25 protein-coding genes are annotated in these 23,330 nt (G+C 59.7%); 19 read left to right on the forward strand and 6 right to left on the reverse strand.

Annotated features, from left to right (window positions below):
* The first annotated feature begins 152 nt into the window (after positions 1-152).
* From SIB92_RS05215 to SIB92_RS05230, 4 genes are all read left to right on the forward strand, one after another.
* Entirely contained in the window at positions 153-1,310 is a 1,158-nt protein-coding gene (locus tag SIB92_RS05215; protein WP_412554807.1) for a bifunctional 2-C-methyl-D-erythritol 4-phosphate cytidylyltransferase/2-C-methyl-D-erythritol 2,4-cyclodiphosphate synthase, read from the forward strand.
* Positions 1,307-1,789: a phosphatidylglycerophosphatase A gene (locus SIB92_RS05220; RefSeq protein WP_412554808.1), complete on the forward strand. Its 483-nt coding sequence runs from the start codon at positions 1,307-1,309 to the stop codon at positions 1,787-1,789. Before SIB92_RS05215 ends, SIB92_RS05220 begins: the two co-directional genes overlap by 4 nt.
* Positions 1,789-2,262, forward strand: coding sequence for a CinA family protein (locus SIB92_RS05225; RefSeq protein WP_412554809.1), 474 nt, complete (start codon positions 1,789-1,791; stop codon positions 2,260-2,262). The genes SIB92_RS05220 and SIB92_RS05225 overlap by 1 nt, the downstream gene beginning before the upstream one ends.
* A gap of 160 nt (positions 2,263-2,422) precedes the next feature.
* Positions 2,423-3,610 (forward strand): ammonium transporter, encoded by a 1,188-nt coding sequence (locus tag SIB92_RS05230; RefSeq protein ID WP_412554810.1) that lies wholly within the window; start codon positions 2,423-2,425, stop codon positions 3,608-3,610.
* Between the two features lie 63 nt (positions 3,611-3,673).
* Here SIB92_RS05230 and SIB92_RS05235 read toward each other — a convergent pair whose 3' ends face one another.
* Positions 3,674-4,396 carry a hypothetical protein gene (locus tag SIB92_RS05235; protein WP_412554811.1) on the reverse strand — a complete coding sequence of 241 codons (723 nt, stop codon included), beginning with the start codon at positions 4,394-4,396 and terminating at the stop codon, positions 3,674-3,676.
* 254 nt (positions 4,397-4,650) lie between these two features.
* Complete coding sequence (locus SIB92_RS05240; protein WP_412554812.1) at positions 4,651-5,106, reverse strand: type II toxin-antitoxin system RatA family toxin; 456 nt, start codon at positions 5,104-5,106, stop codon at positions 4,651-4,653.
* Positions 5,107-5,204: 98 nt separating this feature from the next.
* Here SIB92_RS05240 and hpt point away from each other — a divergent pair, with 98 nt between their 5' ends.
* From hpt to SIB92_RS05255, 3 genes are all read left to right on the forward strand, one after another.
* A complete protein-coding gene (gene hpt / locus SIB92_RS05245) occupies positions 5,205-5,750 on the forward strand; it encodes a hypoxanthine phosphoribosyltransferase (RefSeq protein WP_299420276.1) in 546 nt (181 codons plus the stop codon).
* Between the two features lie 183 nt (positions 5,751-5,933).
* The gene (locus tag SIB92_RS05250) at positions 5,934-6,092 is read left to right on the forward strand and encodes a hypothetical protein (RefSeq protein WP_412554813.1); all 159 of its coding nucleotides are present in this window, start codon (positions 5,934-5,936) and stop codon (positions 6,090-6,092) included.
* 138 nt (positions 6,093-6,230) lie between these two features.
* A complete protein-coding gene (locus SIB92_RS05255; RefSeq protein WP_412554814.1) occupies positions 6,231-6,686 on the forward strand; it encodes a hypothetical protein in 456 nt (151 codons plus the stop codon).
* A 127-nt stretch (positions 6,687-6,813) separates the two neighbouring features.
* Here the strand turns inward: SIB92_RS05255 and SIB92_RS05260 are convergent, their stop codons facing one another.
* The gene (locus tag SIB92_RS05260) at positions 6,814-8,226 is read right to left on the reverse strand and encodes a divergent polysaccharide deacetylase family protein (protein WP_412554815.1); all 1,413 of its coding nucleotides are present in this window, start codon (positions 8,224-8,226) and stop codon (positions 6,814-6,816) included.
* 145 nt (positions 8,227-8,371) lie between these two features.
* Between SIB92_RS05260 and SIB92_RS05265 the strand changes: the two genes are divergently transcribed.
* The 7 genes from SIB92_RS05265 to lexA all read left to right on the forward strand — a co-directional run bounded on the left by SIB92_RS05265 (position 8,372) and on the right by lexA (position 13,961).
* On the forward strand, positions 8,372-8,965 hold the full coding sequence (locus SIB92_RS05265) for an anthranilate synthase component II (RefSeq protein WP_412554816.1): 594 nt from the start codon (positions 8,372-8,374) through the stop codon (positions 8,963-8,965).
* Entirely contained in the window at positions 8,962-9,981 is a 1,020-nt protein-coding gene (gene trpD, locus SIB92_RS05270; protein ID WP_412554817.1) for an anthranilate phosphoribosyltransferase, read from the forward strand. Before SIB92_RS05265 ends, trpD begins: the two co-directional genes overlap by 4 nt.
* Positions 9,978-10,646: a uracil-DNA glycosylase gene (locus SIB92_RS05275; RefSeq protein WP_412554818.1), complete on the forward strand. Its 669-nt coding sequence runs from the start codon at positions 9,978-9,980 to the stop codon at positions 10,644-10,646. Before trpD ends, SIB92_RS05275 begins: the two co-directional genes overlap by 4 nt.
* Complete coding sequence (gene trpC / locus SIB92_RS05280) at positions 10,643-11,458, forward strand: indole-3-glycerol phosphate synthase TrpC (RefSeq protein WP_299420261.1); 816 nt, start codon at positions 10,643-10,645, stop codon at positions 11,456-11,458. Before SIB92_RS05275 ends, trpC begins: the two co-directional genes overlap by 4 nt.
* Positions 11,458-11,949, forward strand: a complete 492-nt coding sequence (moaC, locus tag SIB92_RS05285) for a cyclic pyranopterin monophosphate synthase MoaC (RefSeq protein ID WP_412554819.1) — start codon at positions 11,458-11,460, stop codon at positions 11,947-11,949. The genes trpC and moaC overlap by 1 nt, the downstream gene beginning before the upstream one ends.
* Positions 11,946-13,121: a gephyrin-like molybdotransferase Glp gene (gene glp, locus SIB92_RS05290; protein ID WP_412554820.1), complete on the forward strand. Its 1,176-nt coding sequence runs from the start codon at positions 11,946-11,948 to the stop codon at positions 13,119-13,121. Before moaC ends, glp begins: the two co-directional genes overlap by 4 nt.
* Before the next feature lie 126 nt (positions 13,122-13,247).
* Entirely contained in the window at positions 13,248-13,961 is a 714-nt protein-coding gene (gene lexA, locus SIB92_RS05295) for a transcriptional repressor LexA (protein WP_412554821.1), read from the forward strand.
* On the opposite strand, the gene SIB92_RS05300 is transcribed toward lexA, so the two are convergent.
* Positions 13,955-16,000 (reverse strand): ComEC/Rec2 family competence protein, encoded by a 2,046-nt coding sequence (locus SIB92_RS05300; RefSeq protein WP_412554822.1) that lies wholly within the window; start codon positions 15,998-16,000, stop codon positions 13,955-13,957. The genes lexA and SIB92_RS05300 overlap by 7 nt on opposite strands.
* 80 nt (positions 16,001-16,080) lie before the next feature.
* Between SIB92_RS05300 and gltX the strand changes: the two genes are divergently transcribed.
* The 5 genes from gltX to SIB92_RS05325 all read left to right on the forward strand — a co-directional run bounded on the left by gltX (position 16,081) and on the right by SIB92_RS05325 (position 22,003).
* Positions 16,081-17,496, forward strand: coding sequence for a glutamate--tRNA ligase (gene gltX, locus SIB92_RS05305; protein ID WP_412554823.1), 1,416 nt, complete (start codon positions 16,081-16,083; stop codon positions 17,494-17,496).
* A gap of 84 nt (positions 17,497-17,580) precedes the next feature.
* Entirely contained in the window at positions 17,581-18,876 is a 1,296-nt protein-coding gene (gene gltA, locus SIB92_RS05310) for a citrate synthase (RefSeq protein WP_412554824.1), read from the forward strand.
* A gap of 303 nt (positions 18,877-19,179) precedes the next feature.
* Positions 19,180-20,043, forward strand: coding sequence for a calcium-binding protein (locus tag SIB92_RS05315; protein WP_412554825.1), 864 nt, complete (start codon positions 19,180-19,182; stop codon positions 20,041-20,043).
* Between the two features lie 388 nt (positions 20,044-20,431).
* Positions 20,432-21,259: a calcium-binding protein gene (locus SIB92_RS05320; protein ID WP_412554826.1), complete on the forward strand. Its 828-nt coding sequence runs from the start codon at positions 20,432-20,434 to the stop codon at positions 21,257-21,259.
* A 234-nt stretch (positions 21,260-21,493) separates the two neighbouring features.
* Positions 21,494-22,003: a DUF2087 domain-containing protein gene (locus SIB92_RS05325; RefSeq protein WP_412554827.1), complete on the forward strand. Its 510-nt coding sequence runs from the start codon at positions 21,494-21,496 to the stop codon at positions 22,001-22,003.
* Positions 22,004-22,008: 5 nt separating this feature from the next.
* On the opposite strand, the gene SIB92_RS05330 is transcribed toward SIB92_RS05325, so the two are convergent.
* Together SIB92_RS05330 and SIB92_RS05335 are read right to left on the reverse strand one after the other, a co-directional pair.
* Positions 22,009-22,785: an enoyl-CoA hydratase-related protein gene (locus SIB92_RS05330; RefSeq protein WP_412554828.1), complete on the reverse strand. Its 777-nt coding sequence runs from the start codon at positions 22,783-22,785 to the stop codon at positions 22,009-22,011.
* A gap of 66 nt (positions 22,786-22,851) precedes the next feature.
* Positions 22,852-23,325 (reverse strand): cytochrome c-type biogenesis protein CcmH, encoded by a 474-nt coding sequence (locus tag SIB92_RS05335; RefSeq protein WP_412554829.1) that lies wholly within the window; start codon positions 23,323-23,325, stop codon positions 22,852-22,854.
* Positions 23,326-23,330: the final 5 nt, after the last annotated feature.

The following is a 23,330-nucleotide window of genomic DNA, read 5'->3' on the forward strand; positions in this document are numbered from 1 at the left end:
GTGCCCTCGGCGTATCTGACCTCTTGGTCAAACTCAAACAAATCACCGGGGATATTGGTCATTATTGTAGCAGTTTTTGGCGTATGCTCAAAAATTAAGCAGGCAGCAAGGGTCAATTGCCACTCCGACGTGCAGGTTCTACACAGGGGACCATGACAAATTCCGCTTTCAAGACTGCCGCTGTGATTGTCGCCGCTGGCCGGGGCACCCGCGCCGGCGCGGGGCTGCCAAAACAGTGGCGCCCGCTGGCTGGCAAACGCGTGGCCGACCATACCATCGCCGCCTTTCAGACGCACCCGCGCATTGACCACGTGCTGGCCGTGGTCCACCCAGACGATGCCGCGCACAGCGCCACCCTGAACGTGCAAACGGTCCACGGCGGTGACACCCGCGACGCCTCTGTGCAAGCCGGATTGGAAGCGCTCGAGGGACAGGGCTTTTCCCATGTCTTGATCCATGACGTGGCCCGCGCGGGCATCGATTCCGCAACCATCGACGCCGTACTTGACGCACTGCACTCTGGCTCTGCGGGCGCTGCCCCTGCCCAGCCCGTCACCGACGCTCTCTGGCGCGGACAGGACGGCTTGGTGACCGGCACGCAAAGCCGCGACGGCCTGTTTCGCGCCCAAACCCCACAAGGTTTTGCCTTTGACGCCATCCTTGCCGCCCACCGCGCCCATCCGGGAAATGCGGCGGACGACGTCGAGGTTGCCCGCGCCGCAGGGCTTGACGTGGCCATCGTGGCGGGCAATGAGCGCAACCTGAAGATCACCACACCGGACGATTTTGCCCGTCTGGAACAGCACCTGCAAAACCACCCAAGAGGCCCCATGGATATCAGACTTGGCAACGGCTACGACGTGCACGCCTTTGAAGACGGCGACCACGTCATCCTCTGCGGCGTGAAAATCCCGCATACCAAAGCCCTCAAAGGCCACTCGGACGCGGACGTTGGCATGCATGCTGTCACCGATGCCATCTACGGCGCCATGGCCGAAGGCGACATTGGCCGTCACTTCCCCCCGTCAGAAGCGGAATGGAAAGACATGGACAGCGCCGTGTTCCTCAAACATGCCGTTGATCTGGCCACCGCCAAAGGCTTCACCATTTCCAACGTCGATTGCACGCTGATCTGCGAACGCCCCAAAGTCGGCCCGCACGCCGCTGCCATGATGGCCCGCATGGGGGAGATCATGGGGCTGGCTTCTGATCGCGTATCCATCAAAGCCACCACAAGTGAAAAGCTCGGCTTCACAGGCCGCGAAGAAGGGATTGCCGCCATCGCAACGGCAACATTGGTGAAACCATGATCCGTTTGATCACGACATTCTTTGGCGTTGGTCGTCTCCCTTTTGCGCCAGGCACATGGGGCTCTCTAGCCGCGCTGATCATCGGCTGGGCCGCCGTCCAATTTGTTGGAGTCTGGCTACTGGCCATCCTCACCGCGCTTGCCATTGTCATTGGCATGTGGGCCTGCATCCGGGATCTGGCGGATCGCCCCACAGAAGATCCCTCCGAAATTGTGATCGACGAAGTCGCCGGCATGTGGATTGCCCTGCTGTTCCCGGCCGTGGCCTTTGCCATGCGCGACATGTCCATGGTCTGGCCCGGCCCGGTTGCGGCCTTCCTGTTCTTCCGCCTGTTTGACATCAAGAAGCCTTGGCTGGTGGGCAAAGCCGACCAACGTCACGATCCTATTGGTGTCATGCTGGATGACATCTGGGCCGGTCTGTTTGCGGGCGTCGCCACGCTGGCCGCCGCTGCGCTCTATCATATCGTGTTGATCTGATGGTGGACGTCGCCAAACTCCTGCAAGCCTGTCGCGACGCCAAATTGCGCGTTGCGACAGCGGAAAGCTGCACCGCCGGGATGGTCGCTGCCGCGCTTACCGACACGGCTGGAAGCTCCGACGTTTTTGAACGCGGGTTTGTGACCTATACCAACCTCGCCAAGACCGAGATGCTCGGCGTACGCGAGACCACCCTTTCCGCCGTGGGCGCTGTTAGCGAAGAGGTCGCTCGCGAAATGGCGCTGGGCGCTCTGGTCAACTCTGACGCCCAGCTGACCGTCTCCATCACCGGCATCGCCGGTCCGGGTGGGTCGGAATACAAACCCGAGGGTCGTGTCTGTTTTGGCATCGCGACACAAACCGGCTGCACCACAGAAACCGTCGAGTTTGGCGCGCTGGGCCGCAAAAACGTGCGCGAAGCGGCGCGGAATCACGCTTTGGCGCTGCTTTTTAAGGCCGCCTGCGCAAAGTGACGCCTTTTTAGGCGACGACCCACGTTTTCCGCCCATTTTTTAGACAGCTTGCAAAATGCCCTGATTTAAGGCGCTTTCACGCCCCTCCAGCCTTTGTTCTGTGCAGCTTTTCCGCTTTTTGGCGAGAAACCACTACTCACGGGACAAAGAGGAAAGAAATATGAACGGAGCGGACACCGCATGGATCATCGTGGCAACAGCCCTGGTCCTGTTCATGACATTGCCGGGTCTGGCGTTGTTTTATGGGGGCCTCGTGCGCGCCCGCAACGTGCTCAGCGTCTTTATGCAAACCTATGCCATTGCCTGTTTGATGAGCGTTCTGTGGCTCGTTTTTGGCTACTCCATCGCCTTTGGCAATGACGGCGGCGCCACTTCGGTCTGGGGCGGCCTCGGCAAGATGTTCCTCTCCGGCGTCACCATCGACAGCCTGTCCGGCACCCTGCCCGAAGTTCTGTTCTTTGCCTTCCAGATGACCTTTGCAATCATCACCCCGGCGCTGATTGTCGGTGCCTATGTCGAACGCATCGGCTTTGGCTTTGTGATGATCTTCTCCGGCCTGTGGATGCTGCTCTGCTACGCACCAGTGGTGCACTGGATCTGGGGCGGTGGCATGATGGCCGACGGCGGCATCTTTGGCGAAATCGGCGTGCGTGACTTTGCGGGCGGCATCGTAGTGCATGAAACCGCGGGTCTGGCCGCACTGGTGATTGCCGTGATGCTCGGTGCCCGCAAACACCGCACCACACCTCCACATGCCCCTTGGATGGTGATGATCGGCGCAGCCATGCTCTGGGTGGGCTGGTTTGGCTTCAACGGCGGCTCTCAGCTCGCCGCAGACGGCGGTGCCGCCATGGCACTGACCGTGACCCACATCTCCGCCGCCACAGCCTCGCTCACATGGGCACTTTGGGAACGTATCAAATACGGCAAGGCGTCTTTGGTGGGTCTGGTCACCGGCACCATCGCTGGCCTTGCCTCCATCACACCTGCTTCCGGCTTTGTTGGCCCGGTTGAAGCGCTGGTCATCGGTGCCATTGCTGGCATCCTGTGTCAGGAAGCGGTGAACCTCGTGCGCAACAAGCTCAAGATCGACGACACGCTGGACGTCTTTGCTGTGCACGGGGTTGGCGGCATCTTCGGCACCATCATGATCGCCGTCTTTGGCGAAGGCACCTGGGTGGCCCAGCTTGGCGCTCTGGCCGTGGTTGGCATCTTCACGGTAGTTGTGACCTACGTGCTGGTCAAACTGGTCAGCCTGATCACACCGCTGCGCGTGGATGAGGAAACCGAAGTCAACGGCCTTGACCTCGCGGTGCACGGCGAACGCGCCTATGACATCGCCTCCTAAGGCACCAAAAGCATCACTCCGGAACTGGGCGGCCATCGTGGCCGCCCTTTTTTCGAACAAACCTTATGCCGCGACGGCCTCCATAGTGCCCTGCCCGATGACGTCCTCCAAGGACAGCCCCGAAACGGTTTCAATCACTTCATAAATCCGGGCATCAGCCACCATCAGCTGCTCCTCTGCCGCCTCCGGCTCAGACGTACGTGCAACCTGCGTCACTCGCTCCACTGGCACGACCTCATTCACTTCCTCGACCTGTTCCTGCGTGTTCTCGTCGGCCACCGGCTCAGTTTTCGCAGCCCCCCAACTGCCTTCCAGCACAACCGCCTCGACCGCTACATCTTCGCCCTCACCCTGCGCCCCCTCAGTCACAGGCATCTGATCCTCTTCCAACGCCGCATCCTCCGCCCAGGCCGCTGCCCCAATCCAAAGATCAGTTTCCGCTGCTGCCTCTTCGGCAAGGACCTCCGCCAGAATATTTTCCAAACTTTGCTTCGGCTCAACATCCTCCGGCACCTCCGGCGGAACTTCCGCCACCACCGGTCCCTCTTCCGCTGATGCCACCGCGCGCGCCTCCGCGGCGTCGTTGCCGCTCGGCGCCCCCGCCAGGTCTGCGCCCTCCGCGCCCACCGCCTCGACCAATAAGTCCCCCGCACCTGCCTCATCCGAGGCCCGCGGCAACCACTTTTCGGCCTCCGCCCGCACGTCATCTTCAATATCGGCAACCATATCGTCCACAACGCCTACGGCGGCAATTGCGCCAGCCACGCCGAGAAAAACTAAAAACATAACCATGTTCTGAACCCAAAAACTCACTACAACTTGAGATAGATTATGGTAAAAAGGTTTCTGGAACATTAAGTGAACAAGGTCGCAACACACACCAACATCTCTCCCGGCAAAGCCTGTAGGACCCGGTCACTGGCGACAGGTTGGTTATGCCGGTGCAGCAGTGAGCTTTCACGGACCAAGACAGACGCGTATCACGCTGAAAGCACAGACGCCCTCAACAGAGGAAAACACCCAGCAACTCCGGACTGGAGTTAGCGATACAACGCCTCGGCCCGTGCCTCAAACGCCGCGACAATCCGGTGCATCGCCTCATTGAACACCAGGCCAATCGCCTTTTGCAAAATGATGTTCTTGAACTCGAAATCCACAAAGAACTTCACTTCAACACCGCCATCCACATCGGCAAAATCCCAGGTGGATTTCATGTATTTGAACGGCCCGTCCAGATACTCGGTGTCGATGTGCTTCACCTCAGGATACAGCACAACCCGGCTGCCAAAGCGCTCACGAAACACTTTGAACGAGATCACCAGATCCGCCAGCATCTCCTCCGCCGCGCCCCGCTCTGTTTGCACCGGCGTCACCGAGCGGATGCGCGCCGCCGCACACCAGGGCAAAAACTTCGGATAAGACGCCACATCCGCCACCAGATCATACATCTGTTGGGCGGTATACGGCAGCGTGCGGGTCTCGGAATGCGTCGGCATGTCGTCTCATTTTGGCGTGACAGCGCACGGCGACCTCGCTATGCACAGTTCTGGTGGCGCACATAGCGGCGCAAGATAGAGAAAATCAAGAGGGTCTCATGTCAGAGCGTCCATATGTCATCGATCAAATGATCTCCGCCAAATCCATCGCGGCGCGGATCGAAGATCTCTCCAGTGAAATTCAGGCCGAATATGACGGAACCGACAAGCTGATCGTGGTCGGCCTACTGCGCGGCTCTTTTGTGTTCATCGCCGATCTAGTGCGCGAGTTGGACCTGCCAGTTGAGGTCGACTTCCTGGAGGCATCCTCCTACGGCAACGCCATGGAAAGCAGCCGAGAAGTGCGCATTTTCAAAGACTTGCGTGGCGAAATTGAAGGACGAGATGTGTTGGTTGTGGAAGACATCGTCGACACCGGCCACACCTTGACCCACGTGCTGCACCTGCTTAAGGCCCGCAATCCGGCCAAGATCAAAACCATCGCCCTGCTGGACAAACCGTCCCGCCGCGAGGCCGACATAGCTGCGGACTGGATTGGCTTTTCCATCCCTGATGAATTTGTTGTGGGCTACGGCATCGACTACGCCCAACGCAACCGCAACCTGCCTTTCATCGGCAAGGTGCGCTTTGTCGAAGACAGCTAAGCCGCCACGTGCGGGTTAAGCGACGCAATTAATGCTGTCTCCTTCGCCCAATACCTCGGGGGAAACCCACCGGGTCGGGGGCAGAGCCCCCACCGCACCTTGCCATCATCGACTGGCTTTCCTAGCTTAGACCAAAGTCAGCCAACACAGGCCTTTGTGATGAACTTCCGCCACCTCATGCGCATGAGCAAATGGGCCCGCAACCCACCATCTGAGGCGCGGGTCAAGTTGGTGCTCGGCGTGGTGGTGGCCTGCATCCTCCTGGTTTTGATCGAGAAATTCATTGGCTGGCCAGAGTTTCTTACCCTGGAGCCGCAGCGCCGCAATCCGGTGAAGTTCTGACGACCGCGCGCCGTTGAGCCACCCTCCAAAGTGCAAACCGGCAACACCGCCGCTCAAAACCGCACAACTCGCCCTGATGCACGCTGTGCTGATCTCGTTTCGCGATAGCCTCTCGCCATTCATTTCAGGAGACGACTTGTGCCAATCCCATTTTCCAAATCTCTCGCGGCGGCCACTTTCACTGCCGTCCTCACCACCGCCACCACACAAGCTCAGGCGCAGACTCCATCGGAGCTCACTTGTGGGCTGGTCGCGGCGGCGATGAAAAGCAACGAAAGCCTGATCGCCGGCACCCGCGACATCCTCGAGAACCTGTCGGACAAGAAATTCCGCTCCATCGCCGGCCCGCTTGAGTCACTGCCCAGTGACTTTGTCGAAAGTCACGTTGCCGAGATTGCCAATGTTGGCGATCTTCTGGTGGTGCATTTTGCGGTGGTGCGTTCAGAAAGCGTGGGCAACGTCTACTTCCGCGTGGCCTATGAGAAAGCCAATGACGGCTACGTCGGCGTGAAATACTCTTTTGACAGCGACCACGAAGACCTATTCGAGGATTGGACAACCTTGCAGGCGCTCAAACCGGTCAATTGCCCCTAAAACAGTCCCGCCATTAACCCTTCACGCCGCAAAATACGCACCTCCACAAAACAGCCGCGATACCGACAAAAAACCGACGTCGCAAAACGTCGGTTTCTCTATATCTTAACGCTGCGTACGCTGGGTCTTAATTGATGGTGTCCAACGCTGCCGACACCGGCGCCATGGCCACTGTGCCGGCCCGATCCTGAAGCGCCCACAGCAGCAGAGCCGAAATCGCCTCATCGCGCAATTGGCCCACCATCACGACACCTTGTTCTTGTCCGGCTTTGAAGGCGGCCCCATCCAGGAACCGGCGCATCACCACCGCCGTCTGCTCCCCGGTGTCAAACTCACGGAAGACGGAGTTGGACGGCACGCCTTCTTTGGCGGCCAGCTTCTGCGCGGTATTCAAGCCATTGGTTTGCATCAACAAACCGTGGCCGCTTTCCAACAATGCCTGGGTCACCTGGTCACTGATTTCTTTGCTGCCCTGCAAGCCGTCATCCAGCCCTTCCATCACGCCAACAAAGGCATCAGACACCGACAAATGCGCCTGCAGCGCCTGCTCCACGTCGCTGGCTGTGGCATCCGATGGCATGTCCACCATTGCCAGAACCTCAAAGCCACGCGCACGGTAATCCGCTGTTTTTGCAGACACATTTGGATCCAGCGTGCTCACAGCAATACTCAGAGGATAAGGAAAACTTTCCAGCGCTTCCATATCAAAAGCCGCCTCGCCGGTATCCACCAACACAATGGCCATTACCGGCTTTTCGTCTGCGTTTTCAAACTGTTCCGCATTCACCTCAACCGGACGCGCGGCCAGCGTGTCCACGCTGTCTTCCTCGTTTGCGCCCACAGTTGGCAACCGTGTGGACGTGCGCTGCTCGAACTTTTCATTCAAATCCGTTGCCGGTTTCAGTAGGCTCTCCTGCGCCGTCGCTTCCTCAACCATGTCCTCTTCCGCAGACTCAGCATTTGGTGTGATGTCTTCCGCTTCCTCAATTGGCGCCGCCTCGGTCACGAGGCCCTCTTCAGCACCGGCCTCTTCAGGCGCGTCACTCTCAGAAGGTGTTGGGAAGGCTTCATTTTCCGCCACATCCGGCGCAGCAGGCTGTGGTGGGTTGGTCGAAATCGACAGCTCGGAGTCCGGCACAGGCGCTGCGGGTGTCTCGGCCTGTGGGTTGGGCAGAACCGGCGTCTCTTCGTTCATCGCCACCGCTCCTTCCCCTTCCGGTGCCGCGGGCGCGGCCAAGGCTGCCGTCTCGGTCCCGGTCTCCGGTTTCGGCGCCGAGTCTGTATTGCTCAATGGTGGCGCATCGCTGCCATCTGCTTCAGGCGTGACCGTTGCCGTCGCTTCGGTCACCGCCGCATCCGCCAGGGACTCCGTTTCCACCGCGCCGTTTTCCCCCGAGGCGTCTTCTGTTGCTTTCGGTGCATCTGCATTGGTCTGAGGTTTCACCGTCGCAGGCAATGGCGACAACAGCGACGTCACCGCCAAAACGCCCCCCACCAGGATCGCGCCCCAAAACACACCTGACAATAATCCGCGCAACATAGCTGCCTGCCTCTCTTTTACGTCCATTTTATGGGGCGACCTGCTCCTGCCCCTCTTGACCCTCTGCGCCAAGCCTGAACATGTATACCGCGAGCAGGCCCTCTGCCTCCACCCCTTTTGCATCTTTAGGGAAAGAACCGACAAAATGCTGCTTCTGATCGATAACTACGACAGTTTCACCTACAACCTTGTGCACTATCTGGGCGAAATGGGCGCCGATGTGCAGGTCTGGCGAAACGATGCGTTGACCGTTCAGGACGCCATGGGCATGAACCCGTCGGGCATCCTTCTGTCCCCCGGTCCCTGCGACCCGTCTCAGGCCGGCATTTGCCTGGCGTTGACGGCGGCAGCAGCCGAAACCCGCACACCTTTGATGGGCGTTTGCTTGGGGCACCAGACCATCGGTCAACACTTCGGCGGCGACGTTGTGCGCTGCCATGAGATTGTGCACGGCAAAATGGGCACCATGAAACACACTGGCAATGGCCTCTTTGCCGGTTTGCCAAGCCCGTTTGAAGCCACACGCTATCACTCTCTTGTGGTGGACCGCGCAACACTGCCGGACTGTCTGGAAATCACCGCTGAACTGGACGACGGCACCATCATGGGGCTGCAACACAAAGAGCTGCCCATCCACGGCGTGCAATTCCACCCGGAATCCATTGCCTCTGAGCACGGCCACGCCCTGCTCAAAAACTTTCTGGACATGATGCCCGCCAAAGAGGACGCCGCCGCATGACTGCCGACATTAAATTCCTGATCGGCGCCGCGGCTGATCGCCCATTGACGCGCGCCGAAGCCGAAGACGCCTTTACCCTCCTATTTGAAGGCGAAGCCACACCCAGCCAAATGGGCGGTCTGTTGATGGCCCTACGCACCCGTGGCGAAACCGTTGATGAATACGCCGCCGCCGCCGCCGTTATGCGCTCGAAATGCCACGCGGTAAAAGCCCCGGCAGGCGCCATCGACATCGTTGGCACCGGCGGCGACGGCAAGCACACACTCAACATCTCCACCGCCACGGCCTTTGTCACCGCAGGCGCGGGCGTCGCAGTTGCCAAACACGGCAACCGCAACCTCAGCTCCAAATCCGGCACGGCAGACGTACAAACCCAGATGGGCATCAACGTGATGGTTGGCCCGGATGTAGTTGAAAAGGCGCTGGAAACCTGCGGCATCGCCTTCATGATGGCACCGATGCACCATCCGGCGATTGCCCATGTGATGCCGACCCGCGCCGAACTCGGTACACGTACCATTTTCAACATTCTCGGGCCACTCACCAACCCGGCGGGCGTAAAACGCCAACTGACTGGCGCCTTCACCCGTGACCTGATCCGCCCAATGGCCGAAACCCTCGGTCAATTGGGCAGCGAACGCGCCTGGCTGGTGCATGGCTCTGATGGCACCGACGAGCTGACCATCACCGGTGTGAGCTGGGTCTCTGCATTGGAAAGCGACGGCACTGTCAAAGACGTGGAGCTGCATCCTGAGGACGCAGGTCTGCCGGTGCATCCGTTTGAGGACATCGTCGGCGGCTCGCCAGAAGACAACGCCAACGCTTTCCGCGCGCTGCTGGATGGAGCGCAAAGCGCCTATCGCGATGCCGTCCTGCTCAATACCGCTGCCGCGTTGGTGGTGGCAGATGCGGCCAGTGACCTGCGCGAAGGTGTGGAAAAGGCCCGTGAAAGCATCGACTCCGGTGCCGCCAAAGGCAAAGTGGCCGCGTTGGCCAAAGTCACCTCGGCAGCATGAGCACAGCCATACCGCCCAGCCACTGGGCGCATCTGCCGTTCTTCACGGACCGCTGGCCAGACATAGATGCACAAATCCAAAACGACCCGCGGGAGATCCTTCCTCCCGCGGCGCAACGTTTTGCCGCGCTCGAAGCCGTGGCGCCAGAAGCCGTCCGCGTTGTCATTTTGGGCCAGGATCCGTATCCAACGCCCGGCCATGCTCACGGTCTCTCATTCTCTGTTGAGCCAGACGTCACCCCACTGCCCCGCTCTTTGAACAACATTTACAAAGAGTTGCAGGACGATCTTGGCGCAACCCCACAAAGCGGCGACCTCCACTTCTGGGTCAGCCAAGGCGTGCTCTTGCTCAACACTGTGCTCTCAGTCCCAGCAGGTGACGCCAACGGACACAAAGCACTGGGCTGGCAAACCCTGGCCCATCAAGTATTGGCTGATGTCTCCGCCCGCCGCCCTACGGCTTTTGTCCTGTGGGGAAAACAGGCCCAAGCCCTTGCACCTCACATCACATCGCCTAAAGATGGCGGCCAACATCTGATGATTGAAACGGCGCACCCATCGCCGCTCTCCGCACGTCGCGGATTTTTCGGCTCCCGCCCGTTTTCAACCATCAACAATTGGCTCGCCAACCAAGGCGACACACCGATAAACTGGACTGAAGCATGACCGAGACCGTTCTGGACAAAATCAAAGCTTACAAGCTGGAAGAAGTGGCCGCCGACAAGGCTGCCAAACCTCTGGAGGCGGTTGAGGCCGAAGCGCGCGAAGCCAGCCCAACCCGCGGTTTTTCCGATGCGCTACACAAGGCCGCCCGCGAGGGCTACGGGCTGATCGCCGAAGTCAAAAAAGCCTCGCCTTCCAAAGGCCTCATCCGCGAAGACTTCAACCCACCAGAACTGGCCAAAGCCTATGAAGAAGGCGGCGCAACTTGTCTGTCCGTGTTGACAGACACGCCCAGCTTTCAGGGCCAAAAGTCCTTTCTGACCGAAGCCCGCAACGCCACAAGCCTGCCCGCGCTGCGCAAAGACTTCATGTATGACACTTATCAGGTGGCCGAAGCCCGCGCGCTGGGTGCCGACTGCATCCTGATCATCCTCGCCTCCGTCAGTGACGCGCAAGCGCAAGAACTCGAAGAAGCCGCTTTCAGCTGGAACATGGACGTGCTGCTTGAGGTGCATGACCGCGAGGAACTGGAACGCGCCAGCCAACTCAAATCCCCACTCATGGGCATCAACAACCGCAATCTCAAAACCTTTGAGACCACGCTCGACACCACCCGCACCCTGTCCAAGCTGGTGCCGGAGGACCGCCTGATTGTCTGCGAAAGCGGCCTGAACACGCCCGCGGAACTGGCCGACATGGCCCGCTACGGCGCCCGCACCTTCCTGATTGGCGAAAGCCTGATGCGCCAGGACGACGTGGCCACCGCCACACGCACCCTGCTCGCCAATCCTCTGAATGCCATGGGAGGCATGTGATGAGTGACACGCACGCCTCTGGCCTCACGCATTTTGACACCAAGGGCGACGCCCATATGGTGGATGTCTCTGAAAAGGCTGTCACTTCCCGCGTCGCCACCGCCGAAGGCTGGGTCAAAATGGCGCCTGCCACTTTTGACATCATCAACGAAGGCCGCGCTAAAAAAGGCGACGTGCTGGGCGTGGCGCGCCTTGCCGGCATCATGGGTGCCAAAAAATGCGCTGACCTGATCCCGCTGTGCCACCCGCTGCCGATCACCAAAGTGGCGGTGGAGCTGACACCGGACGCCGACCTGCCTGGCGTGCGCATCGAGGCGACCGTGAAAACCACCGGCCAAACCGGCGTGGAAATGGAAGCTCTTACGGCAGTGAATGTAGCGGCTCTGACGGTCTATGACATGTCCAAAGCGGTCGACAAAGCCATGGAAATTGGCGGTGTCCGCGTGATCCTCAAAGACGGCGGTAAATCAGGACGTTACGAAGCAAAATGATCTCGGTTGCTGACGCGCTCGCGCATCTCTTCGCCCTCACCAAACAGCTGCCAGTGGAAACCATGCCACTGGCGCTAGCCAATGGGCGCACGTTGGCAGAGCCAGTCAGCGCAAACCGCGATCAGCCTCCGTTTTCCGCCTCCGCCATGGACGGCTACGCCATTATTGCCGAGGGAGCTGAGCCTGGAAAGTCTTATCAAGTGATCGGCGAAGCTGCCGCCGGACATGCCTTTGAGGGCAACGTGTCCGCTGGTCAGGCCGTGCGCATCTTCACCGGCGCCCCGGTACCCCAAGGCGCGGACCGCGTGGTCATTCAGGAAGATGTGGTCCGCGACGGCAACACGATCACGCTCTCAGAAAACCTCGACAAAGGCTTTCATATCAGACCATTGGGTGGCGACTTCAAAGTAGGCCAAACGATCGCGGCCCCGCGTGTTCTGCGCCCCTCCGATGTTGCGTTGATGGCGTCGATGAACATCGCCGACGTGCCTGTGACCCGCCGCCCCAAAGTGGCGATCCTGTCTACCGGCGATGAGCTGGTCATTCCCGGCGAAACACCGGGCCCCGATCAGATCATCGCCTCCAACAGTTTTGGCCTGCAGGCCATGCTGCGCGACGCAGGCTGCGAAGCCCGCCTGTTGCCTATCGCCCGCGACACCCGCGCTTCACTCGAGGCCGCCTTTGATCTGGTGGAAGATGCTGACCTGCTCATCACCATTGGCGGGGCGTCTGTGGGCGATCACGATCTGGTTGGCGACGTCGCGCAAGATCTCGGCATGGAGCGCAGCTTCTACAAGATCGCCATGCGTCCCGGAAAACCCTTGATGGCGGGCACTTTGGCCAATGGTGCGATGATGATTGGCCTGCCCGGCAACCCGGTGTCCGCCATGGTTTGCGGACACGTCTTTGTCCTGCCGGTGATCCGCGCCATGTTGGGGCTTGGCGAAGCACCGACGCCGCGCCTGCCAGCCACTTTGGCAACGCCTATGCCCAAAAACGGCCCGCGCGAGCACTACATGCGTGCCCGCGTAGAGCACGGAAAACTCTCATTTTTTGACAATCAGGACAGCTCGCTGCTCTCCATTCTGTCAGACGCAAACGCGCTCTTGGTTGTGCCGCCAAACGCACCGGAGTGGCCCGCTGACACCGCTGTGGAGTACATCCCGATCTAGGCAAACACCTGTCCGCTATACCACATTTCGGCATCTGTTTCCGCTATGTTCTATAAAAGTTTTGACACAAAACAAGAACATGCGTAGAACGAGGATAAGACACACTCTATATGGGGGTCCTCGAGCATGTTGACCAAGAAGCAACTAGACCTGCTGGAATTTATTCACACCCGTCTGCAAAAAGACGGGGTGCCGCCCAGCTTTGACGAAATGAAGGACGCGCTGGATTTGCGCTCCAAATCGGGCATCCACCGCCTGATCACAGCGCTGGAAGAGCGCGGTTTCATCCGCCGCCTCGCCCACCGCGCCCGCGCCATCGAAATTGTGAAACTGCCTGAAAGCATGGGCGGCGCGCCTTCGGCGCCAACGGCGGGTTTCAATCCCAAAGTGATTGACGGGCCGCATCCTTCGCCGTCCCAACCGGCCAATGTGACGCCGGAAGAAGTCAAAAACTTCGCGCGGGAACTGCCAGTGATGGGCAAAATCGCCGCCGGTGTGCCCATCGAAGCCATCAGCCATGTAGACCATCACATCACGGTGCCAGGCCAAATGCTGTCGGTGGGCCAGAACCACTATGCGCTTGAAGTCAAAGGCGATTCCATGATCGACGCGGGCATCAACAACGGCGATGTCGTGATCATCTCGGAAACCGCCACTGCCGACAACGGCGACATCGTCGTGGCCTTGGTGGAGGATCAGGAAGCCACGCTGAAGAAGTTCCACCACAACGGCAGCTCGATCGCGCTTGAGGCCGCCAATCCGGCATACGAAACCCGTGTTTATCCTGAGGACAAGGTCAAAGTGCAGGGCAAACTGGTCGGGCTGATCCGCACCTACTGACCCCGCACGTCTGCATCATTCCACAACCGACGGCCCGCCACCTCGCGGGCCGTTTTGCGTAGCGCCGCTCCCCCCTCAAAACGAAAGGCCACAGATCCGAGCGCTTCCAGGTCTTTTACGTCCAGCGTTTCGCACGGCAACTGCCCGTCAAAAGCGGTCGAAAACACAACGATATCCTCCGGCGCGCAGCCGTCAAAAAGCGCCTTGCCGGTTTTCCCCTGCACATGGATTAAGCGCCCGCCGCCGGCCAAATCGACAAATGGCATTCGGCTCGTCTCACCCGGCCAGAGGCTCGCGGCCCCCGCCTGATCGCGCGTGCTACCGTCGTTTTCCAACCAGTTGTCTGCGACAAAGCCTTGCCCCTTGGCTTTGGACAAGGCTCTCCCCTTAGACGTCATAACCCCGACGATGCCACCGGTGTCGGAAATCAACACTTCCGGTCGCTCAGCCTGTGACCAAAGCCAAAACCCACTGCAAACAACCGCCAGCCCGGCCACCCGCGCCCGGCCCTGCCACAGTAACAGCCATAGCCCGCCCAAAGCGATCACCGGTAAAACCCAGCGCCCGCCACTTGGCACAGTCCCGCGCGCGCCATCCAGACCGCTGACAAACTGCGCCACGGTCAAAATCCACCGCAAGCCCTGTTCCATCGCCCAAAGCGGCAGCGCCTCAAGCCCTACGGGAGCCAAGATCGCGGCCACGACGGCGGCGGGCACCACAAGGATGCCCATAACCGGCACCGACAATACATTTGCCAACAGGCCGTAATGCGCCACGTGATTGAAATGCATCGCCGCAAACGGCGCGGTTGCCAGGCCTGCCACCAGTGACGACACCACAACAGCCGACACCGGCCGCAGCCACTTTGGCCCCAAATGCCACTGCATGTCCCTCAGCCAGCCAAACACCCCCACCAAGGCCGCCGTGGCCGCAAAAGACATCTGAAACCCCGGCCCCATCAAGGCCTCAGGCTGCAACACCAGCACCACCGTCGCCGCCACTGCCACCGCGCGCAACGTCAACGCCCGCCGATCCAAGAGCACTGCCAATAACACCACCACGGTCATCACATAGGCCCGCTCGGTCGACACCGCGCCGCCTGACAGGAGCAAGTAGCCCGTGGCTGCCACAAAAGACACGCAGGCGGCGATCTTTTTGCCGTTCACCCGCAGCGCCACTGTCGGCACCAGAGCAATGCAAAACCGCACCGCGCCAAAAACAAACCCGGCCAACAGCCCCATGTGCAGGCCCGAGATTGCCAGTAAATGCGCGAGGTTGGCCCCGCGCAGAGCCTCTGTGACCTCCTCCGGAATGGCACTACGATCACCCGTGGTCACCGCCGCGGCAAATCCCGCCACATCCGGGGCCATACGCGCTTGGATCGCCGCCGATAATCGCATCCGGAATCCGAAGATTCCGCCGCTGCCTTCCGGCGCCTGCAACGCCACCACTGGCACCCGCGTATAGCCCACCGCGCCAATTTGCTTGAACCAGGCATGGCGCTGAAAATCAAAGCCGCCCGGCTCCACTGGCCCGGACGGCGGTGACAAATGCCCCGTCGTCCCCACCAGTTTTACCGGCGTCGGCGCAGTGCCTGCCACACTGCCATGCAATGAAATGCGCACGCGGGTTGGTGTTTCCGCAGGCGTCATCTCCGCCAGAACAACATCCTCAAGCGTCAACCGCACCGCATCTGACGCGGACCGATCAATCGCCACAATCCGCCCCTCAATCGGCCCGTAATAGCGAAACTCCAAAACTGGCCCGGCCACGCCATGGGAGCGCACACCCGCAAGGCACACGCCTGCCAAAACCAAAGCCACCATCCACAATAGCGCGCCAACGTCAGCTTCCTGACCGATCGTCAAGCGTACAAAAACCAAGGAAATCAGCCCGATCCCAACCAACACCGCAACGGCGGGCTCCACCGGCAGCGCAAAATATGTCCCAATCCCAAGGCCCAAACAGACCGGCACCCAGCAAAACAGATGCCCGCGTTGATGCAAAAGGGACAGGCGCAGAGACGTGACGACGCGCAAGCCTTGTCCTCTCTTATCGGTGTCGCTAGACAGTGCCTCAACGCTAGAACCCCAATGGTTACTGAAAGGTTAAGCCCGCTATGACAGGCCAGGTCGTCACCCGTTTTGCCCCATCGCCCACCGGTTATCTGCACATCGGCGGCGCACGTACGGCGCTGTTCAACTGGCTTTACGCCCGTGGTCGCGGCGGCAAATTTCTTCTGCGCATCGAAGATACCGACCGCGAACGCTCCACTCCAGAAGCGACCGACGCCATCCTGCAAGGCCTGAGCTGGCTTGGCTTGGATCATGACGGCGACGTCGTGAGCCAATTTGAGGGCGCCAAACGCCATGCCGAAGTGGCGCTGCAATTGCTAAACGAAGGCAAAGCCTACAAATGTTTCGCCACCCAAGACGAAATTGCCGCCTTCCGAGATGAAGCCCGCGCCGCTGGCAAATCGACCCACTATCGCAGCCCCTGGCGCGACGCCGATGCCTCCACCCATCCAGATGCCCCTTATGTGATCCGCATCAAAGCCCCACGAGAGGGCCAAACCGTGATCCGCGACCAGGTGCAAGGTGACGTGACCATCCGCAACGATCAGCTCGATGACATGATCCTGTTACGCTCCGATGGCACACCGGTCTACATGCTGGCAGTTGTTGTAGATGACCACGACATGGGCGTGACCCATGTGATCCGCGGGGACGATCACCTCAACAATGCCGCGCGTCAGATGATGATCTATGAGGCCATGGGCTGGGATCTGCCAATCTACGCGCACATCCCGCTGATCCACGGCACAGACGGCAAAAAACTCTCCAAGCGCCACGGCGCGCTTGGCGCACAGGAATATCAGGCCATGGGCTACCCTGCCGCAGGCATGCGCAACTACCTCGCGCGCTTGGGGTGGAGCCACGGCGACGACGAGTTTTTCACCGACGCTCAGGCCCAGGACTGGTTTGATCTGGATGGCATTGGCAAAAGCCCGGCGCGGTTTGACACCAAAAAGCTGGAGAACATCTGCGGCCAACACATTGCCGTGAGCGAAGATGCTGCGCTGCTGCAAGAGATTGTGAGCTATCTTGAGGCCGCAGACCAGCCGGCGTTGAGCGACGCCCAGACCGTATTACTACGGGATGCGCTGTATTGCCTGAAGGATCGCGCGAAGACTTTCCCCGATCTCCTTGAAAAAGCACACTTTGCTCTGACATCCCGTCCCATCGAGGTGGAAGCCAAAGCGGCCAAAAATCTCGATTCAGTATCCCGTGGTATACTGAATGATTTGACGCCGCAGTTGCAAAATGCTAGCTGGTCGCGTGAGGAGCTTGAGGCTGTAACGAGCAGCTACTGTGAAGCCAATGAAATCAAGTTCGGCAAGATGGCGGGCCCCATGCGGGCGGCGCTGGCTGGCCGGGCTGCGACCCCCAGCGTCTTTGACATGATGCTGGTTCTGGGACGCGAGGAATCTCTCGCGCGTCTGACTGACGCCGCCAAAGATGACGTGACGGAATAGCGCCTGTTTACCGGGCCTTAAGACGTCGCAGACACAACGCGCCGGGGCGATCCGCGTCCCCGGCTTTTTAGGAAGGAAAATGCCATGTCCGAGGCCCCAAAAACCGCAACGCTAACGATTGACGGCGAAAACTACGAACTGCCGATCCACTCGCCAACGTCCGGCCCGGATGTGCTCGACATCCGCAAACTCTATGGTCAAGCCGGTGTTTTCACCTATGACCCTGGTTTCACCTCCACTGCCTCCTGTGAATCCACCATCACCTATATCGACGGTGAAGAAGGCATCCTGACCCACCGCGGCTACCCAATTGGCGAGCTGGCGGGCAAATCCCACTACCTCGAAGTCTGCTACCTGCTGCTCTACGGCACTCTGCCAACCGCAGCCGAGCTGGAAGAGTTTGAAACCACCATCACCCGCCACACCATGCTGCACGAGCAGATGACCACCTTCTTCCGTGGTTTCCGCCGTGACGCGCACCCGATGGCGATCATGGTGGGTGTGGTTGGCGCCATGTCCGCCTTCTACCACGACTCCACAGACATCAACGACCCGCGCCAGCGTGAGATCGCCTCTCACCGCCTGATCGCAAAGATGCCAACCATCGCTGCGATGGCCTATAAATACACCATCGGTCAGCCGTTTGTGTCGCCACGCAACGATCTGGACTACGCGTCCAACTTCCTGCGCATGTGCTTTGCCGTACCGGCCGAAGACTACGAAGTGAACCCGATCCTGTCCCGCGCGATGGACCGTATCTTCACGCTGCACGCCGACCACGAGCAGAACGCCTCCACCTCCACGGTGCGTCTGGCGTCCTCTTCCGGTGCCAACCCGTTTGCCTGTATCGCCGCTGGCATCGCCTGCCTCTGGGGCCCAGCCCACGGTGGCGCTAACCAGGCATGCCTGGAGATGCTGAAAGAAATCGGCTCTGTCGATCGCATCCCGGAATACATCGAGCGCGCCAAAGACAAGAACGATCCGTTCCGTCTGATGGGCTTTGGCCACCGTGTTTACAAAAACATGGACCCACGCGCGACCGTGATGAAACAGTCCGCGGACGAAGTACTGGAGCTGCTGGGTGTCGAAGACAACCCGCTGCTGCAGGTGGCGTCCGAGCTGGAGCGCATCGCGCTGAGCGACCCATACTTCAAAGAGAAGAAGCTGTTCCCGAACGTGGACTTCTACTCTGGCATCATCCTCGAGGCGATGGGCTTCCCAACTTCGATGTTTACGCCAATCTTCGCGCTGTCCCGCACCGTTGGCTGGATTTCCCAGTGGAAAGAACAGCTGTCCGATCCGGCGCACAAAATTGGTCGCCCACGTCAGCTGTACCTCGGCGAAGACGTGCGCTCCTACAGCGACATCGAAAACCGCTAACCCAATCGGGTCAGACACAGTCAAGCGCGCCGGAGCCCTCTCCGGCGCGTTTTTCTTTGCCTGAGGCACATCTTCTCAATTTTGCCCAAATTCACAGAAACTCAGCCCAAATTCCGACACGCTTAGCGTGCATCACTCTTTCAGAATTTTAGAAAATTGGACCGGCGGGTCCTCCGTCCCTGCCCGAGGCGGCTTCCTCCTTGGAACCAACACGCTCAAGGCGGGCTGAGGGTCAAACTTGCCGCTTGCCAATTAGGACTGTGTATTTGGCGGCTTATGTGAGCCACAATTTGGAGATGAGTAATGTGGATTTTGGGACTTCTGTTTATGGGCCTCGCGGCCAGTAGTTTTTCTGGCGGTGGCGACGACTCCGAAGACGAAAGCACCCCAACCGGTTTTGCCAATGACACCCAGCCGGTGGACGACACAACCACCACCGACATCATATCCGAGGACGGCGGTATCGGCATTCTGCTTGAAGGCGGCGACTCCAACAACGATCTGACAGGCACCCCCGGCCCCGACCTTCTGGATGGCAAGGATGGCAATGACACCCTGCGCGGTCAGGATGGCGATGACGGCCTCTACGGCAGCGAAGGCGACGACGTCCTCTTTGGCGGCGCTGGCGAAGACTACATGACCGGCGGCGAAGGGGACGACGCCGTCTACGGCGACAGTGGCAGCGACACGCTCTACGGCTACACCGGCGAAGACACCCTGGAAGGCGGCAGCGGCGACGACTGGATTTACGGTGCGGACGTGACAAACCGCGACCCGGAAGTTGCTGACAGCTATCTTGACCGGGAGCCCGAAACGGAATTTGTAATTCAGGACCCAACGGAGCCGGAAGAGGCCGATACGCTCATTGGCGGCACTGGCAACGACAATCTTTTCCTCGGCGAATATGACACCGGCACTGGCGGCGAAGGCAACGACAGCTTCCACATTGGTCATTGGGTGGAAGAGAACGCGCCATTTATCACCGACTTTGACCCTGACGAGGACGTGGTTTCCCTTATCTTGCCAGGTGACGAGCCACTGCCGACTATCACGGTCGAGCGGGTTGGCGATGAAACCCATGTTTTGGCAAACGACGTGATCATGGCCCGCATCGCCGGCGCTGCCGACGGTTTCGAAGCCTCAGATGTCACATTTGTGCTCGGGTGATGATGCCTGTACGCATCCCCCCCCTTTGCCGGTTGCTTGAACCACATTGGGCAACCGACTCACCGACCTCATGCAACCGCGCCCACCAGACCCTGGGCGCGGTTTTGCTTTCCATCGAAGCCCCATGGGAAACAATAAGCCGCGCCACTGGAGATTGAGCGCAATCCAGCTCAAATGCCTTTCAATTTGTTGACACGCATAACGTGTTCGCGCACCTTGCGACCAACTCGGCCTCGGGAGCCGCAGGCGCCGCGTAGAACACGCAATTTCACACATCTGTCAGACAGTCACAAAGAGGCCCTGTCCACGGTCACATGTCGCTGTGCGCCCCCCGAGACCACCACTATGCAACGCACGCTTAGGTTTTGCGTACACGAGGAGAGACAGGATGCTGTTTTTAGGTTTGTTGATGGCAGGCGTGGCTGTCGGAGCGCTCACCGGGGCCTTTGAAGGCGGCAGTGGGGACTCCGGCACAGACCTCGCAGTGGACGACGTCTTCGAAACACAAGACGGTGGTGCAGGTGACGACACCCTGACCGGCTCTGCGGCGCATGACCTCATTGGTGGTGATGACGGCAACGACGACATCACCGGGCGTGGTGGGGATGATCTGCTTTTTGGCGGCGACGGAGACGACCTCCTGAAGGGGCGCGCTGGCGAAGATTTTCTGCTAGGCGGCAACGGAGATGACACTTTGCTGGGCGGGCAAGGCGACGACTACATGCTGGGCACCAGCGGCAATGACACCTTATTTGGCGCAGAAGGAAACGACACACTGATTGGCGCCAACACCATCTCTGGCGATCCTGATCCGGACGACCTCTCCATTGATGGAGACGTTTTGGTACTGGCCAATTCAACCTACGCGCACCCAACGGAAACAGAGAACAACGAGTTGCACGGGGAAGATGGCGATGACCTGCTGCTGCTTGGTCAAGGCGATGTCGCCTCGGGCGGCGCGGGCAATGATCGTTTTGAGATCGGCGAATGGATCACGGACGACACCAACGTTCCCGCGATTATCGACTTCAATCCTGAGGAAGACGTTTTGGTTGTGCGCTACGAAGAAGGCACAACCGAACCCACATTCACGGTCAATGAGGAAGACGGTGAACACAATGTATATGCCAACGGCCAGCTGGTCGTACGAGTGGAAAGCGACATCAGCTTCACCGCAGATGACGTAGAGGCATATAGCGTACCCGCAGTCACATAAGACCGGACACGTTCCTTCGGTCTCTTTCCGCACGGCCTGTGGACCATACTTGCCACAGTCCCAATTCCCCTCTAAACAAAGCGCCATGGGTCCGCAGTTCACCCAGGCGCCGCCGGTCACACTGACTTTGCTAAACCTGCGAGACATTTTCGACAGCATGCTTTTGCACGTGCCGTCGACAAGGGCGGCCATCGACCCCGGTTCCGGGATGCACGACATCAAAAGGATGCCCTCATGTCAAAAGACGTGATCCCTCTCTATGTGGCCGACGTTTCGGCTTTCACCAAAACCCTGCGCAAATCCTTGTCGGATCAAGACAAACTGCCTGGCCACGCCGCGATGATGACGCTTGTCGCCAAGGCCGCGGGGTTTCAAAACCACCAACACCTCAAGGCCGCCAAACCGGCAGAAGACACCGCGGTGGACGAACTGGCTCTCAAACGTGCCCTGCGGGTGTTTGATGACACCGGGCGCATGTTCCGCTGGCCGAAATGGACCAAGGTACAAGGCCTGTGTCTCTGGCCGTTTTGGGCGCGTATGCCCGCGCATCAGGACATGTCGGAGAAAGAGGTCAACGAGATCCTGAAGTCCGGTCTCAGCTTTGACGACCACGTTCTGCTGCGCCGGTCGCTGATTGACCACAAGCTTTGCGAGCGCACCATCGACGGCCGTGTCTATCGCCGCATAGAACAAAGGCCAACGCCCGAAGCGCTGGCCCTCATGAAACAGCTCAAAGAACGATAAAGGCCTTAGCGCCCCTCGTATTTCGCGGGGCGCTTTTCCAAAAACGCCACGACGCCTTCCTGGAAGTCCCGGGTCTTGCCCAGCTTGCCCTGACGCTTGGCTTCCTGTTCCATCTGCGCGGTCCAGTCGTTGCCATAGCTTTCCTGGATGGCCTTTTTGATCTGCTTGTACGCCAGCGTCGGACCGCTCGCGAGATGCGCTGCGCGCTTCTGCACCGTGGCCTCATAGGCGTCATCCGCCACCGCTTCCCAGATCATGCCCCAATCATCGGCCTGACGTGCGCTGATCTTATCGGCAAACAGCGCGGCGCCCATCGCCTTGGCTGCCCCCATGGCTTTGGGCAACTCATAAGTGCCACCCGCATCCGGCATCAGGCCAATGCGCGAAAACGCCTGCATGAAATATGCACTCTCTTTGGCAATCACCACATCGGCGGCCAGCGCCAGGTTGGCCCCTGCCCCCGCCGCAGCGCCGTTCACGGCGCTGATGGTCGGGATCGGACACTCGCGAATGGCCCGGATCATTGGCATGTACTCGTCGCGCAGCGTACGCTCCAGATCCATGCTCGCCGCGCTGGAGCTGTCACCCAGATCCTGCCCGGAACAAAACGCCTTGCCCGCACCGGTCAACACCAGCACCCGCGCTTCAGAGCCTGCTGCAATCACCGCATCGGTGATCTCGGCCCGCATCTGCTGCGTCATCGCGTTCAGCGTGTCCGGCAGGTTCAACGTCACAGTGGCCACACCATCGGTCACATCATAGGTAATAGTCTGATAATCCATAGGGTCCCTCTCCGCTCCTACCCTCTCATCGCATCCCGCTGCTTGCGCTCCAAGCGGGACCCGACGTCATTCCTTGAGGATTTCCTGAAGCCGCGCTTCTTCCTCATCGCTCAACTTACGTTCCGTTGGCGTGCGGGCTGTGGAACGGCGCCGTGTGTAGCCAAACCCGACGATCAGCGCGATCAGCAACATCGCCGGTCCGGCCCCATACAGCACCATATTGGTGCCACTGGTACGTGGTCGCAACAAGACGTATTCACCGTAGCGGTCGACCACAAAATCAACCACCTCTTCGTTGCTGTCGCCTTCGGTCAGCCGCTCGCGCACTAGTACACGTAGGTCCTTGGCCAGCTGCGCATTGCTGTCGTCAATGCTTTCATTGCGACAGACAAGACACCGTAGATCTTTGGAAATCTCGCGCGCCCGCTCTTCGAGAACCGGGTCGTCCAAGATCTCATCCGGCTGCACCGCCGCGCTCGGCCCCGCCATCAAAAGCACAAGCCCCAGTGCGGCCCCAAATGTCTTCAGCTTGGTCTTCATCCGTG

Origin of the sequence: Shimia sp. MIT1388, assembly GCF_047124445.1 — a bacterium.
Classification (GTDB): Bacteria; Pseudomonadota; Alphaproteobacteria; order Rhodobacterales; family Rhodobacteraceae; genus Shimia.